Origin of the sequence: Nonomuraea sp. NPDC003709 (assembly GCF_040610775.1) — a bacterium.
Taxonomy (GTDB): domain Bacteria; phylum Actinomycetota; class Actinomycetes; order Streptosporangiales; family Streptosporangiaceae; genus Nonomuraea; species Nonomuraea angiospora_A.
The window spans coordinates 23129-38244 of sequence record NZ_JBEXMW010000002.1 but is presented as its reverse complement, the minus strand read 5'-3'; the positions used below and the strand labels follow the sequence as shown (position 1 = coordinate 38244).

The 15116-nt window shown below is 72.2% G+C and carries 13 protein-coding genes; 9 read left to right on the top strand and 4 right to left on the bottom strand.

All coding sequences use genetic code 11. The features are described from left to right. Positions 1 to 97: 97 nt before the first annotated feature. Complete coding sequence (erpA, locus tag ABZX61_RS04620; protein ID WP_192792115.1) at positions 98 to 451, bottom strand: iron-sulfur cluster insertion protein ErpA; 354 nt, start codon at positions 449 to 451, stop codon at positions 98 to 100. A 166-nt stretch (positions 452 to 617) separates the two neighbouring features. On the opposite strand from erpA, the gene nadA reads away from it, so the two are divergent. After that, complete coding sequence (gene nadA, locus ABZX61_RS04615; RefSeq protein ID WP_355191527.1) at positions 618 to 1769, top strand: quinolinate synthase NadA; 1152 nt, start codon at positions 618 to 620, stop codon at positions 1767 to 1769. A gap of 7 nt (positions 1770 to 1776) precedes the next feature. Here the strand turns inward: nadA and ABZX61_RS04610 are convergent, their stop codons facing one another. Both ABZX61_RS04610 and ABZX61_RS04605 read right to left on the bottom strand, forming a co-directional pair. Next, a complete protein-coding gene (locus ABZX61_RS04610; RefSeq protein ID WP_355191525.1) occupies positions 1777 to 2622 on the bottom strand; it encodes an alpha/beta hydrolase in 846 nt (281 codons plus the stop codon). A 28-nt stretch (positions 2623 to 2650) separates the two neighbouring features. Continuing rightward, positions 2651 to 3487 (bottom strand): NAD(P)H-binding protein, encoded by an 837-nt coding sequence (locus ABZX61_RS04605; RefSeq protein ID WP_355191523.1) that lies wholly within the window; start codon positions 3485 to 3487, stop codon positions 2651 to 2653. Positions 3488 to 3567: 80 nt separating this feature from the next. Between ABZX61_RS04605 and ABZX61_RS04600 the strand changes: the two genes are divergently transcribed. The 7 genes from ABZX61_RS04600 to ABZX61_RS04570 all read left to right on the top strand — a co-directional run bounded on the left by ABZX61_RS04600 (position 3568) and on the right by ABZX61_RS04570 (position 12504). Beyond that, positions 3568 to 4170, top strand: coding sequence for a TetR/AcrR family transcriptional regulator (locus tag ABZX61_RS04600; RefSeq protein WP_355191521.1), 603 nt, complete (start codon positions 3568 to 3570; stop codon positions 4168 to 4170). A 197-nt stretch (positions 4171 to 4367) separates the two neighbouring features. Continuing rightward, complete coding sequence (locus tag ABZX61_RS04595) at positions 4368 to 5987, top strand: BBE domain-containing protein (protein ID WP_355191519.1); 1620 nt, start codon at positions 4368 to 4370, stop codon at positions 5985 to 5987. 120 nt (positions 5988 to 6107) lie between these two features. After that, the gene (locus ABZX61_RS04590; protein WP_355191517.1) at positions 6108 to 6800 is read left to right on the top strand and encodes an EthD domain-containing protein; all 693 of its coding nucleotides are present in this window, start codon (positions 6108 to 6110) and stop codon (positions 6798 to 6800) included. Continuing rightward, on the top strand, positions 6800 to 8311 hold the full coding sequence (locus ABZX61_RS04585; RefSeq protein ID WP_355191515.1) for a GMC family oxidoreductase N-terminal domain-containing protein: 1512 nt from the start codon (positions 6800 to 6802) through the stop codon (positions 8309 to 8311). The genes ABZX61_RS04590 and ABZX61_RS04585 overlap by 1 nt, the downstream gene beginning before the upstream one ends. Before the next feature lie 11 nt (positions 8312 to 8322). Further along, a complete protein-coding gene (locus ABZX61_RS04580) occupies positions 8323 to 9903 on the top strand; it encodes a GMC family oxidoreductase N-terminal domain-containing protein (protein WP_355191513.1) in 1581 nt (526 codons plus the stop codon). A 127-nt stretch (positions 9904 to 10030) separates the two neighbouring features. Beyond that, the gene (locus ABZX61_RS04575; RefSeq protein WP_355191511.1) at positions 10031 to 11119 is read left to right on the top strand and encodes a transposase; all 1089 of its coding nucleotides are present in this window, start codon (positions 10031 to 10033) and stop codon (positions 11117 to 11119) included. Next, entirely contained in the window at positions 11098 to 12504 is a 1407-nt protein-coding gene (locus ABZX61_RS04570; RefSeq protein ID WP_355191509.1) for an ATP-binding protein, read from the top strand. Before ABZX61_RS04575 ends, ABZX61_RS04570 begins: the two co-directional genes overlap by 22 nt. 5 nt (positions 12505 to 12509) lie before the next feature. Here the strand turns inward: ABZX61_RS04570 and ABZX61_RS04565 are convergent, their stop codons facing one another. Further along, complete coding sequence (locus tag ABZX61_RS04565) at positions 12510 to 14138, bottom strand: FAD-dependent oxidoreductase (RefSeq protein WP_355191507.1); 1629 nt, start codon at positions 14136 to 14138, stop codon at positions 12510 to 12512. Positions 14139 to 14290: 152 nt separating this feature from the next. Here ABZX61_RS04565 and ABZX61_RS04560 point away from each other — a divergent pair, with 152 nt between their 5' ends. Then, complete coding sequence (locus ABZX61_RS04560; RefSeq protein ID WP_350728903.1) at positions 14291 to 15115, top strand: type 1 glutamine amidotransferase domain-containing protein; 825 nt, start codon at positions 14291 to 14293, stop codon at positions 15113 to 15115. Position 15116: the final 1 nt, after the last annotated feature.

Below are 15116 nucleotides of genomic sequence, written 5' to 3'. Positions count from 1 at the left end.
GGATTCTTCTTCCTCGTTGTCAGCAGGCCTATGAGCCCCACGAGAATACGCGAAGGTCCCGCACGCACAAAGGCGAGCGGGACCCGGCGGCCACCGACTAGTTGAAGGAGTCACCACAGGCGCAGGAGCCCGTGGCGTTGGGGTTGTCGATGGTGAACCCCGACTTCTCGATCGTGTCGACGAAGTCGATCGAGGCCCCCATCAGGTAAGGAGCGCTCATGCGGTCGGTGACCACGCTGACGCCCCCGAAGTCCGACACCACGTCGCCGTCCATCGACCGGTCGTCGAAGAAGAGCTGGTAGCGCAGGCCGGAGCAACCACCCGGCTGCACGGCGACCCGCAGCTGCAGACCTTCCTCACCCTGCTGCTCAAGCAGGCTCTTGACCTTGGCGGCGGCCGCGTCAGTCAGGATCAGGCCCTGCGCCGTGGTCTCGCTGCTCTCAACCGTCATCTGCTGACTCCCTAACCCGGCTGTCTGTTTTCCGACGTCCTACTAATGACGCTACCAACACCTGGCCCATGCCACACATTCCCAGGGTCGCCGCCCCCCGGAATAAGTAGGTATCCCCCATATGTCATGATGAGTATCGTCACTTCGACGATAAGGGGGTTTGGCCATGGCCACCCAGACTGGGCTGCCGCTCTACGTCCTCGGCCAGGGCGCCGATCCGCACAGCGAGAAGGGGGTCGAGTGCCCGGGCGAGCTGCCGCCCGCCTCGGACCCCGACCTGGTGGAACGGGCCCGCAAGGCGAAGGAGGCGCTCGGCGACCGGCTGTTCGTGCTCGGGCACCACTACCAGCGCGACGAGGTCATCCAGTTCGCCGACGTCACGGGCGACTCGTTCAAGCTCGCCCGGCTCGCGGCGGCCAGGCCGGAGGCGGAGTTCATCGTCTTCTGCGGCGTGCACTTCATGGCCGAGTCGGCCGACATCCTGACCGGCGACCACCAGAGGGTGGTGCTGCCGGACCTGGCGGCCGGCTGCTCGATGGCGGACATGGCCACGTTCGACCAGGTCGAGGAGTGCTGGGAGGCCCTGGAGGACGCCGGCCTGGCCGATCAGGTGATTCCGGTCACGTACATGAACTCCAGCGCCGACATCAAGGCCTTCTGCGGCAGGAACGGCGGCGCGGTCTGCACCTCCTCCAACGCCCGCCGCGCCCTGGACTGGGCGTTCTCGCGCGGCGAGAAGGTCCTGTTCCTGCCCGACCAGCACCTGGGCCGCAACACGGCGGTGCTGGAGATGGGCATGTCCCTGGAGGACTGCGTCGTCTGGAACCCGCACCGCCCCAACGGCGGCCTCACCCAGGAGCAGCTGGAGCGGGCCAGGATGATCCTCTGGCGCGGCCACTGCTCGGTGCACGGCCGCTTCACGGCGGAGTCGGTCGACGACGTGCGCGCGCGCATCCCCGGCGTGAACGTCCTGGTGCACCCGGAGTGCCGGCACGAGGTCGTGCTCAAGGCGGACCACGTGGGCTCGACCGAGCACATCATCCAGACCCTGGAGGCGGCCCCCGCGGGCTCCAGCTGGGCGATCGGCACCGAGCTGAACCTGGTCAAGCGGCTGGCGCAGATGTTCCCCGACAAGAGCATCTCGTTCCTGGACAAGACGGTCTGCTACTGCTCGACCATGAACCGGATCGACCTGCCGCACCTGGTGTGGGCCCTGGAGTCCCTGGTGCTCGGGGAGGTCGTCAACCAGATCACGGTGGACGAGGACACCGCCCGCTGGGCCCGGGCGGCCCTGGACCGCATGCTCGCCCTCCCTTAACCCCCCTCTAATCCGTGCCGGCCACGAACGCCCCCACCGCGGCCCGGAAACCCTCCGGATCCTCGACCCAGGGCAGGTGACCGGCGCCCCGCAGGGTCACCCGTGAGGCGTCCGGCAGCGCCCGCTCCAGCGAGTCCACCGCCCGGCGGGGCCGGATGTCCTCGGCCCCGTCGACGATCAGCACCGGCACCGCCAGCGCCGCGCAGGCGTCCCGCAACGCGGGTGTGCCCCAGTCGCGCCTGCCCTCGGCGTTCAGGACGGCGTTGCACTCGAAGTTGACGCCGAGCCAGGGGGTCGCCATGCGTTCGGCGTGCTCCATGGACCGGCCGCGGTCGGCGAAGTCCGCCGTCCACTGCAGCACCGCGAACTCACGGTCCTCGGCGGCCGTGCGTTCGCGGCTCTCCAGCGCCGCCCAGCGCTCCACGTCCCCGCTCACCGCACCGCGCAGGCGGAGCCGGTACTCCTCGCGCCAGGTGTCGCTCGGGTCGATGCCCGTGCCGGAGACGTAGACCAGGCCGCGTACGCGCTCGGGGTGGTCCAGGGCGTACCGCAGGGCCAGCTGGGCGCCCCACGAGTGGCCGAGCAGCACCATCGACTCCAGGCCGAAGTGGCGGCGGACGGCGTCGAGGTCCGCCACCGTCCGGGCCGTCGAGTACGGGCCGACCCGCTGCGAGCGGCCGCAGCCGCGCTGGTCCCACCGGTGGACGGCCGCGACGCCGGACAGCAGCCCGGCCACGTCCTCGAAGGTGTCCCACAGGCCCGGCCCGCCATGACAGAAGACGACGGGACGGCCCTCGCCGCTCCGCACCGCCCAGAGCCGCACGCCGTCGTCGGTCAGCACCGTCTCGTCCATGGAGGGCATGATCCCGCGTGGGCGGGGCTCAACGGAAGGCGGCGGCGTTGCGCCGGGCCCAGGCGGCGAACGGCTGAGGGGCCCGGCCGAGCACGCGCTCGACGTCCGGGCTGATCCGCCGCTCGGCCTCGGTCGGCTCGCCGAGGATGTCCAGCGTGGTGTCCGCGACCGGCGGGGGCATGAACGCCAGCATCTGCGCGCGGGCCTCCTCGCGGGTCTGCTCGACGAACGCGACCGGCTCGCCGATCGCCTGGCCGATGGCCTCGGCGTTCTGCCGCGGGGTCACCGCCTCCGGCCCGGTGAGCTCGTAGGTCCGGCCGTCGTGGCCCGGCTCCCGCAGCACGGCGGCGGCCACCGCGGCGATGTCGTCGGGGTCGATGATCGGCAGCCCGACGTCTCCGAACGGCGCCGCGACCGTGCGGTCCGCGCGGATCGACCCGGCCCAGGCGTACCTGTTGGAGGCGAATCCGCCCGGCCGCAGGATCGTCCACCGCGCTCCCGAGTCGACGACCGCGCGTTCCACCTCCGCCCCGAAGCGGCCGTGGGACGCGCTGTCGGGGCGGGTCACCACGCCCTGCGAGGAGAGCAGGACGATCCTGCCGGGCCCGCTCACCGCGGCGACGATCTCCTTGGGCTCGACGGCGAACAGGTCGCCGCCCGTGAGGAGGAACACCGCGTCCGCGCCCTCCAGCGCCGCGCTCATGCTGCCGGAATCGGCCAGGTCGGCGGCGACCGCCCGCACGCCCTGCGGCACGTCGGCGTCGGTGATGCGGCGGGACACGGCGGTGACCTGCTCCCCCGCCTCGGCCAGCAGCCGGACCAGCGTCCGCCCGACGTTCCCCGTGGCTCCCGTGACAACGATCATGATCTCTCCCAGTTGTTAGTTAGTCGACTGACTCACTTGAGGGAGACCATAGCACGGCTCTGCCGCATATAGTTAGTCAGGTGACTGACTCAACGGGTTCGCGGGCGAGAACCGCGGCCGCCAAGCGCCAGCGGCTGATGGCCGCCGCCGCCCAGGTCGTGCACCGGCAGGGGGCGGAGCGCACCACCATCGCCGACATCGCCCACGCCGCCGACGTCCCCGTGGGCAACGTGTACTACTACTTCAAGACCAAGGACGACCTGGTCGCCGCCGCCCTCGCCGAGCACGCGCGGCAGCTGGAGCTCCTCACCGACCGCCTGGACGGGCTCGACGACCCGAGGGAGCGGCTGAAGGCCCTCGTGGAAGGGTGGGCCAGCCAGCGCGACCTCGCGGCCCGCTACGGCTGCCCGACCGGGACACTCGCCGCGGAGCTGGACAAACGCCCCGAGGGCGGCCTGGACGCGGAGGCCGGCCGCGTCATCCGGCTGCTGCTGGACTGGGTCGAGCGCCAGTTCCGCGAGCTCGGCCAGCCTGACCCCTGGGACCTCTCCCTGACGCTGGTGGGCGCCTACCAGGGCATGTCCCTGCTGGCCAACGCCCTGCGCGACCCCGACGTCATGACCCGCCAATGCGCCCGCCTGCTCGACTGGCTCGACTCCCTGCCCGAGGCCCCCGCCGCCTGACGGCCTCGACCCCGCCGAGCACGTACTTCGTGACGTCCGCCGCCCTCTTCGTGAGGTGGGCGGCCGGAGGTAACGGACTCCGATCCTTTTTCGCGGCATCCGCAGGAGGCCGGGACACCATGAGGATGTCCTGACGATCACCCTCCGCGGAGCCGCACGGAGGGCTCCCACGTGGAGAATCTCCAGAAGGAGCGATCATGGAACGTCCGTCGAGGCGGGGATTACTGGGTGGCGCCGCGCTGGTGGCGGGTGCCGTGACGTTGCCCGCGTCCCCCGCCGGAGCCGCCGTGTCATCCGGCGGGCCGGTCACGGGACCGGTCACCGTGTACCCGGCCGACCCCCGCTACCAGGAGCTGACCGTGGGCTACAACCAGCGCTGGGTCGGCGCGCCCGACTATGTGCGCGTGGTCAGCTCGACCGCCCAGGTCGTCGCCGCGGTGCAGGAGGCGGTCGACGCGGGCAAGCGGATCTCGGTGGTGTCCGGCGGCCACTGCCTGGCCCCGTTCGTGTTCAACTCCGACGTGGACGTCGTCATCGACCTGTCCGGGCTGGACGAGGTGTACTTCGACCAGCAGCGGGGCGCGTTCGCGGTCGAGGGCGGCGCCCGGCTGTCGGGCGTCTACGACACGTTGTTCAAGAAGTGGGGCGTGACCATCCCCGGCGGGATGTGCCCCACGGTCGGCATCGGCGGCCACGCCACCGGCGGCGGGTACGGCTTCCTGTCCCGGCAGCTCGGAGCCGTGATCGACCACCTGGCGGCGGTCGAGGTCGTGGTCGTGGACCGCTCGGGCACCGCCCGAGCCGTGACGGCCTCGCGCGATCCGGGCGACCCCAACCGCGACCTGTGGTGGGCGTGCGCCGGCGGCGGGGGCGGCAACTTCGGCATCGTCACCCGCTTCTGGTTCCGGACGCCGGGCACGACCGGCTCCAACCCGAGCCGCCTGCTCGTCAACCCGCCCAAGGACGTGCTGCTCAGCGCCGTCGGCATCCCGTGGAGCATGCTGGACCGCACGAAGTTCGCCACCCTGGTCACGAACTGGGGCGCCTGGTACGAGGGACACGCCGCGCCCGACTCCCCCGCCAGGATCCTGTCCGGCGTCGCGTCGCTGGCGCACCGCTCGAGCGGAAACGTCTTCCTGCTGACCCAGGTCGACGCCACCGCCCCCGACGCGGCGCGGATCCTCGGCGACTACCTGGGGGCCCTGACCGCCGGGCTCGGCGTCGACGCCGTGGTGGCGGCCCAGCCGGCGCAGCGGCTCCCGTGGTTGCGCGCGGTCAAGTTGATCGCCGCCAGCATCCCCTCGTTCATCAACCCGACGCTGCGCGGCTCCTCCAAGTCGGCCTACCTGCGGCGCTCGTACACGGCCGGGCAGGCGGGCGCGATGTACGACGCGCTCACCCGTACGGACTTCGCCAACCCGGCGGCCGCGGTGACCCTGGCCGGGTTCAGCGGCGGCGCGATCAACGCCGTCCCCGCCACGCGGACCGCTCTGGCGCACCGCGACGCCGCGTTCTGGACGCTGTTCGAGACCCAGTGGCAGGACCCGGCCGCCGACGCCGCCAACATCGGCTGGCTGCGCGACCTGTACGGCTCGGTGTGGGCGGCCACCGGCGGCTACCCGGTGCCCGGTGACCAGGCCGACGGCTGCTACATCAACAACCCCGACCCCGACATCACCGACCCCGCGTTCAACCGCTCGGGCGTGCCGTGGCAGACGCTGTACTACAAGGGCAACTACGCCAGGCTCCAGCAGGTCAAGGCGGCCTACGACCCCCGCAACGTCTTCCGGCACGCGCAGTCGGTCTCGCTGCCGTAGCGGCACCTGGCCAAGTGCCGCACCGTACTTGACTTTGTCAGCGCGGCGCCGCCGGGCCCGCTTCCCGGCGCGGATGCGCGCTCCTAGCGTCGGACACACCGAGTGACGAAGGAGAACACCGTGATCCATCAACTCATCTTCGCCGCGCCCAAGCCCGGGATGACGGAGGAGGAGTTCCAGCAGTACTGGCTGAACGTGCACGCCGTCCGGTACGCGAGCAAGATCCCGCAGATCAGGAAATACCTGATCGGCACCCGGATCCCGCTCCGGCCCGACGAGGGCGAGCCGCTGTGGAGCGGCGTCGCGGAGATCTGGCTGCGCGACGAGCGGGAGCAGCTCGAGTCGCTGCAGACGCCCGAGTTCCTGGAAGGCGCGCGGGCCGACGAGCCGCGCTGGGCGGCGTTCTGGCGCACGCTCGTGCTCGACACCGACGCGCACGAGACGGTGCCGGGGCCCGAGCTCGCCCCGCCGTCGGGCGTGAAGCTGATCGTGCTGGTCAAGCGGAAGGAAGGGCTGCCGCTGGCCGACTTCAGGAGCGCCGACCTCGGCCCGCACGCCGAACTGGTCGCGCAGGTGCCGGGGCTGCGCCGATACCTCCAGTGCCACGTCAGAGACGGCGCGTACGCCATCGGCGAGGCGGTGCTCGACGCCGCCCACCTCCTGTGGTTCGACGACCGGGACGCCATGGAGGCCGCGCTCGCCTCGCCCGAGTACGCCAAGGTCGTGGCCGACATGGAGACGCTGGTCGAGCCGAGGTACGTGCACCGGATGGCCGTCACCGAGCACTGGGTCATCGGGCCGGAGAGCCGCTGATGTCCGCCGGTGACCAGAAGAGGGAATACGACTACATCGTCGTGGGCGCCGGCGCGGCCGGGGCGGTCGTCGCCGCCAGGCTCGTCGAGCGGACCGAGGCACGCGTGCTCCTGCTGGAGTCCGGCGGCGACGCCGGCCTGGCGGCCATCCGCCAGACGGGCATCCCCGGCATGGCCTCGCTGTGGCAGGACCCCGCCGTCACCTGGCCGTACGTCACGGTCCCGCAGGCCGGGCTGGGCTGGCGGACGATCCCGCTGCCCCAGGGCAAGGTGCTGGGCGGCGGCAGCTCGGTCAACGCCATGCTGTACGTCCGGGGCAACCGCCGCGACTACGACGGCTGGGCCGCCCAGGGCAACGAGGGCTGGTCGTACGACGAGGTGCTGCCCTGCTTCAAACGGGCCGAGGACTACGAGGAGGGCGCCGGGCCGTACCACGGGGCGGACGGGCCGATGAAGGTGGCCCGCCTGTCGTCGATGTCGGAGGTGTCGCGCGCCTTCCTCCAGGCCGCCTCCGATCTCGGCTTCCCCGGCGGGGAGGACTGGGACTACAACGGCGCCGCGCAGGAGGGCGCCTTCGCCTACCAGTCCACCAGGACGAAGGACAACCAGCGATCGAGCACGGCGTCCGCCTACCTCGACCCGCTGCGCGGCCATCCCCGCCTCACCGTCGAGACCGGCGCGACGGCGACCCGCGTGCTGCTGGACGGCACGACGGCCACGGGCGTGGAGTACCTGCGCGACGGCGCGCTCCACCGCGCCGGGGCGAGCGCCGAGGTGATCGTCTCCTGCGGCGCGCTCGCCACGCCCAAGCTGCTGATGCTCTCCGGGATCGGCCCGGCCGAGGCCCTGCGCGAGCACGGGCTCGCGGTCGCCGCCGACCTGCCCGGCGTCGGCGCCAACCTGCACGACCACCTCATCCTCGGCGTGGCCTACGCCGCGCGGTCGATCCTGCCGCTGCCCGAGCTGCTGGCGGAGGCGGGGCTGTTCCCGCCGGACGACCCCGATCTCCAGATGCTGTTCGGCCCTGTGCAGTTCGTGGCCGACGAGTACCGCGTCGACGGGCCCGCCTTCACCTTCGCCCCCGTGCTCGCGCGGCCGCGCAGCAGGGGCAGGCTCGCCCTGCGGTCGGCGGACCCCGCCGACGCGCCCCTGGTCGACCCCCATTACCTTGAGGACCCGGCCGACCTGGCGGCGCTCGTGCGCGGGATCGAGCTGTCCAGGGAGCTGGCGCACAGCAGCTCGATGTGCTCGTTGCACGACCGCGAGAGCGCGCCCGGCCACGGCGCCGACCTGCCCGCCTACGTCCGCGCCACCGCGACCACCGTGTGGCATCCGGTGGGCACCTGCCGCATGGGTCGCGACCCGCTGGACGTGGTCGACGCGGCGCTGCGCGTGCACGGCGTCGAGCGGCTGCGCGTCGCCGACGCCTCGATCATGCCGTCCATCCCCGCGGGCAACACCGCCGCCGCCACCGTCATGATCGGGGAGCGTGCGGCCGACCTGCTCACATGAAGGAGCCGACCGTGCCAGACAGCTACAGGTACATCGTCATCGGCGCCGGCGCGGCCGGATCGGTGGTGGCCGCCCGGCTCAGCGAGGATCCCGACGCCTCCGTCCTCCTCCTCGAGGCGGGCGACGCACAGGTCACCGACGCGGTGACGACGCCGTGGCGGTGGAACGAGGTGCTGCTGACCGACCTGGACTGGGCGTACATGAGCGAGCCCCAGCCCGGCCTGGACGGCAACCGCGTCTACTCGGCCGCCGGCCGGGGCCTGGGCGGCACCTCGAACATCTACCACATGATGCACACCAGGGGCCGTCCCCAGGACTACGACGACTGGGCCTACCACGGGTGTCCCGGCTGGTCCTTCGACGACGTGCTGCCGTGGCTGCAGCGCCTGGAGGACCAGCGCGACGGGCACAACCCGCTGGCCGGCAAGGACGGTCCGATGACCGTGGCCGACGCGGGCGAGACGGGCAACCCGGTGTCGGAGACGTTCATCGAGGCCTGCGTGGAGCTCGGCCATCCGCGCCTGGACGACTTCAACGCGGGCCTGTTCGGCGCGGGCTGGCACCACGTGAACATCAAGGACGGCCGGCGCAGGGGCGCCCGCGAGTCGTACCTGGATCCCGCGCTCGACCGGCCCAACCTCACGGTGCTGACCGCGGCCCTCGCGGCACGGCTGCTCTTCGAGGGGACCCGCTGCGTCGGCGTGGAGTACCTGCGCGAGGGCCGCACGCACACGGCGCGGGCCGAGGCCGAGGTGGTGCTGTGCGCGGGCGCCATCCAGTCGCCCAAGCTGCTGCTGCTGTCGGGCCTGGGCCCGGCCGGCGACCTGGCCGAGCTCGGCATCCCGGTCGTGGCCGATCTGCCCGGGGTCGGGGCCAACTTCCACGACCACCCGCTGGTCATCGGGCCGATCGGTTACCTGGCCGAGCCGGGCGACGACCCGCGCGGCAACGTGACCGAGGTCGCGCTCTTCTGCGGGTCGCAGGACGGGCTGCCCGTCCCCGACCTGGAGGTCGCGCTGGTGCACCGCGCGCCGTTCGGCGAGAAGTTCTTCGCCAACGTCATCCGCCGCGTGCAGACCGGCCAGCCGGTCGCGCCGGTGCGGGAGCTGGTGGACCCGCACGTGATCCTCAGCCTGACCGGCCTGGTGTCGCCGGTCTCACGGGGATGGGTACGGCTGGCGGGCACCGACCCGACCGCCTACCCGCGGATCAACGCCAACTACTTCGGCGACCCGGTCGACCTGGAGCGCACGGTCACCGCCGTGGAGGTCGCCCGGGACATCTACCGCACCAAGGCGTTCACCGGCCGGTGGGGGCTGGCCGAGGTCGCCCCCGGGCCCGGCGTGACCACCCGCGAGGAACTGCGTGCCTGGGTGAAGGCCAACACCGGGTCGTACTACCACTTCGCCGGCTCCTGCCGGATGGGCACCGACGCCTCGGCCGTGGTCGACCCCCGGCTGCGGGTGCGCGGCGTGGAGGGGCTGCGCGTGGCCGACGCCTCCGTCATGCCCTCGCTGGTCAACGCGCATCCGCACACCACGGTCGTGATGATCGGCGAGCGCGCGGCCGACCTCGTCCGTACCTCTGGGTAGAAGTCCAACAGGTAGAAGTCCCATAGGTAGCAGCGAGAGTGCCAGCACAACCTCGTCCTGTCAGCCGGCCCGGAACATTTCAATAATTCGAGGAAAGGGGGATGTTCGATTTATAGGGGTTGGTCGCATGGCCATCTACTCGGATTTGCATTCGCGAGAGTTTTGGCTCTCTCCTTTCTGTGAGGACCTGTTCACGTCCTTCCTCCGCTCCGATCAGCGCCGATGGGGCGAGGTCTACGTCCACGGCCTGGTCTCCGTCCCGGGCCGCAAGTCGATCCGCCGGATCTCCAACCACGTCGTGGGGCGACCCGTCGACCAGTGCCTCCAGCAGTTCATCAACCAGAGCCCCTGGGACTGGGCGCCCGTACGGCAGCGCCTGGCCCAGCTGCTCGTCGAGGCGATCCGCCCGAAGGCGTGGGTGCTGGAGGAGGTCGTCTTCCCGAAGAACGGGTCCAAGTCGGTGGGCGTGGCACGGCAGTTCGCCAACTCCGCGGGCCGCCTCCTCAACTGCCAGATCGGCCTGGCGGTCGTGATGGTGGGAGAGGACGGCGGCTGCCCGGTCAACTGGCGGCTGCTGCTGCCCCGCTCGTGGGACGAGGACGACGGCCTGCGCAGCCGGGCCCGCGTACCGGCCCACGAGCACAGCCGGCCGCACTGGCGGCACCTGCTGCAGGCCGTCGACGAGATGGTGGTCGACTGGGGGCTGCCTCCGGCGCCCATCGTGGTGGACGGCAGGTCGATGCCCGGCGTGGAGCTCCTCCTCGCCGGGCTCGCCGAGCGCGGGCTGCCCTACCTCGTCCGCGTCTCCCCCGGCACGCTGCCGGCCGGCGGGTCCGGTCTGCCCGCCCGCCCGGTGCTGGAGCCGTTACGGCCCCGGCTGCAGGTGGTGCAGGGGCAGGCGGGCACGCGGCCCCTGTACCAACAGCAGGGGCAGGGCCACCGCTGGTACCCGCGCTCGGGGGCGCGGGCGATGTGGCTGACCGACCTGGGCCGCAACCGGGTGTCCGACCTGGCAGGACTGGTCGGGCTGCGCAACAGGGCGGCGTCCGTGCTCGCCTCGGTCGCCGCCGAGTCCGGCCTGCAGCACTTCGAGGGCCGCTCCTTCCAGGGCTGGCACCACCACGTCACGCTGGTGTCGGTGGCCCACGCGTACCGGCTGCTGGGCGGCCTGGACGGACGGGAATCGGAGGAACTGTGCCTGCGCCCGCATGGCTGACCGCCCGGCTCTCCGCGATCGAGCTGTTCGCCGGGCTGTCGGACGAGCAGCTCGACTGGCTCGCGTGCGCCGGGACCGTCAGGGAGCTCGGCGACGGGCAGGCGCTGTTCGTCGAGGGCGCGCCGGCCGACGGCTTCTACATCCTGCTGGACGGCGAGATCGTGGTCTCGAAGCTGGTCGGCGGGCGGGAGCAGGTGCTCACCCGGCACCTCGGCGACGCGCTGGAGCACCAGTTCATCGGCGAGCTCCCGCTGCTCACCAGCGACGAGTACCTGGCCACCGCGCTGGCCGTGGGGCCGGCGCGGGTCGTGGCCTACGGCAAGGACGCCTTCTTCGACATGCTGGAGCGCTGCCCGCAGGTCTGCCGGGTGCTGCTGCCGGTGCTGGCCGGGCGCATCAACGCCATGGAGCGCCAGGCCGGGCGCAGCCGCATGCTGGAAGGGCTGGGCATGCTGGCGGCCGGCCTGGCCCACGAGCTGAACAACCCGGCGGCGGCCGCGCTGCGGGCCGCGCGGGAGCTGCGCGACCTCGCGCCCCGGCTGGCCGCCACCGCGGTCGAGTGGGGGCGCACGGGCGAGGAGAGCGAGGTGCGGCTCGTCGCGCGGTTCCAGGACCGGGTGGGCTCCGGGGCCGCGCTGGACCCGCTGGAGGAGGCGGAGGCGGCCGACGACGTCGCCGACTGGCTCCGCGAGCAGGGCCTCGGCCCCGACCGGGCCGTCGAACTGGCCGACGACCTCGCCGAACACGGTGTGGACCGCGCCGCGCTCGACGAGCTGGCCGCCGGGCTGCGGCCGGACGCGCTCGCCGCGGCGCTGGCGTACCTGGTGCCGGTGCTGCGCATCCGGACGCTCGCCGGCGACGCGGCCGAGGCCGCCGAGCGGGTGGTGGAGCTGGTACGGCGCACCTCGGCGTACACGAACCTGGACCGCGCGCCCCAGCGGGACGCCGACCTGCGCGAGGGCCTGGAGGCCACGCTCGCCCTCATGGCGCCCAAGCTGCGCAACATCCGCGTACGCCGGGAGTACGGCGGCGTCCCCGACCTCCAGGCCTTCCCCAGCGAGCTCAACCAGGTCTGGACCAACCTCATCGACAACGCCGTGGACGCCATGGGCGGCGAGGGCGAGCTGACGATCAGCACCAGGCGGGAGGGCGACCACGCCGTGGTGGAGTTCCGCGACACGGGCCACGGCATCCCCGCCGAGGCGCTGCCGAACGTGTTCCAGCCCTTCTTCACCACCAAGGACCTGGGCAAGGGGACCGGTCTCGGGCTCCACGTCAGCATGGACATCGTGGCGCAGCGGCACGGCGGCACGATGGAGGTCGACTCGCGGCCGGGCGACACGCGGTTCGTGGTGCGGCTGCCGCTGGCCCGGGTCCCCGAGTAGGGGGGTCAGCTCTCCGAGTGGTAGCGGTGGATCATCGACACCGCCATGGCGCCCTCGCCGACACCCGAGGCCAGCCGCTTGACGGAGTTGGCGCGCACGTCGCCGGCCGCGAACACGCCCGGCACGCTCGTCTCCAGCAGCAGCGGCTGCCTCGGCAGGTCCCAGCTGGCCAGCCCCGCCACCGGACCGAGGTCGGGGCCGGTCAGCAGGAAGCCGTGGGCGTCCCTGCGCACGAGGTCGTCCAGCCACTCGGTACGCGGCCGGGCGCCGATGAACACGAAGACGTGCTCGGCCTCCCGCGTGGTCAGCTCGCCGCTGCGGGTGTCGCACAGCGTGATGCGCTCCAGCCGGTCCACGCCGCCGGTGGCGACCACGCGGGTGTTCGTCATGACCGTGACGTTGCCCGTCGCGGCGATCTCGTCCACCAGGTACGCGGACATGCCGCTGGCCAGGCTGTCCGCGCGCACCACCATGGTGACGTGGCAGGCGTGCCGGGAGAAGTGCAGCGCCGCCTGGCCGGCGGAGTTGGCGCCGCCCACGATCCACACCTGCCGCCCCACGCACGACTCGGTCTCCGTCAGGGCCGCGCCGTAGTAGATGCCGGCCCCCTCGAAGCGGGCCGCGTCCTCGGCGTCGAGACCGCGGTACGACAGGCCCGGCGACAGCAGCACGGTGGCCGCGGTGATCTCCTTGCCGTCGGACAGGTTCAGCACGCAGGCCCGGCCGGCCCGGCTCAGCCGCCTGGCCTCGACCGGGGCCAGCACGTCCACACCGAACCTGCGGGCCTGCGCCATCGCGCGGTTGGTCAGATCGACGCCGGAGATGCCGGACGGGAAGCCGAGGTAGTTCTCGATCCGGCTGGAGGTGCCGGCCTGGCCGCCCGGGACGTACGCCTCGATGAGCAGCGTCGCCATCCCCTCGGACGAGGCGTAGACCGACGCGGCCAGCCCGGTCGGGCCGCCTCCGACGATCGCCACGTCGTAGTGCGGGTGGCTGAGCTCCGTCGCCAGGCCCAGGGCCGCCACCACCTCGCCGTGCCCGGGGCGGGCCATCCGGCGCCCGTCGGGCAGCACGACCTCGGGGACCTCCGGGGCGCCCGGCTCCGCCTCCTCGAACCTGAACGGCAGGCGGTAGCGGGTCAGCAGGTCGCGCAGCCGGTGCGTGGCTGGCGCGAACCGGTGGCCGACCAGGCGGATCCCCTGGTACGGGGGCTCGTGGGCGGACTCCCAGTCCGACAGCAGGTCGTCGAGCACGGGGTAGAGCCGCTCCTCCGGCGGCTCCCACGGCTTGACGAGATAGTGGTCCAGCCGCACCTCGTTGATCGCCGAGATGGCGACGCTCGTGTCGGCGTAGGCCGTCAGCAGGACGCGGCGGGCGGCGGGGAAGCGCCGGCCGGCCTCCACCAGGAACTCGATCCCGGTCATCTCGGGCATGCGCTGGTCGGAGAGGATCAGCGCGACCTCCTCACGGCGCTCGCGCAGCCGGTCGAGGATGCGCATGGCCTCCACCGGCGACCTCGACGCCACCACCCGGTAGCGCTCCTGGTAGGCGCGGGACAGATCGCGCCGCACCGCGCGGAGCACGTGATCGTCGTCGTCCACGGCCAGCAGAACCGGCCGCCGCTGCTCGGGCATCACGAGCCTCCAGAATCGGCTACGGCCATTGTTCCGTCATTTTCCGCGCGGCCGCCCCCGGCACCTGACGAAGTGCCGGCGACTTTCACGGACTTGACGGAATAGGCGGGCCGGGCTTGTCCTGGAAAACCACATATTGTTTGAATCCACGCATGACGCGCACCATTCTTATTGTTCTCTCCGAGTACGGATATTGGGGAGAGGAACTCGTCGGCCCGCTGGCCGCCTTCGACCGGCAGGGCTACCGGAGCGTGTTCGCCACCCCCACCGGCAAGCGCGCGCGGGCACTGCCGCCCAGTCTCGACCCCGGGTACGTGGATCCGCCGCTGGGCCGCTCCGTGACCACGCCGGAGGTGGCCGTGGCCGCCAGGCAGCTCGACGAGTCGGACCGGCTGGACTCCCCGGTCAGCCTCGCCGAGTGGATCCCCGAACGCCCCTACAACAGCGAGGACGGATACCTCCGCAAGGTCGAGGCCTACTACCGGGAGCTCGGCCGGCTGGACCGGGACGTCGACAAGTACGACGCCCTGGTCCTCGTGGGCGGCAGCGGCCCGATCGTGGACCTGGCCAACAACGGCCGGGTGCACGACCTGATCCTCTCCTTCGTCCGGGCGGACAAGCCGGTGCTCGCCGAGTGCTACGGCGTCGCCTGCCTGGCCTTCGCCCGCGACTGGGAGGACCGTGCGAGCATCCTGCGCGGCAAGCACGTGACGGGCCACTGCAAGGAGTACGACTACAAGGACGGCACGGGCTTCCTGGGAGTGGACTTCAACATGGGGCCGCCGCCGTACCCGCTGGAGTACATCCTGCGCGACGCCACCGCGCCCGACGGCCGCTACCACGGCAACGTGGGCAAGGAGACGTCGGTCATCGTGGACCACCCGTTCGTGACGGGCCGCTCGACCCCCGACTCGTACCTGTCCGGCGAGAAGCTGGTCGAGGTGCTCGAGTCCGGCCTGCGCCGGTACGGCTGGTGAC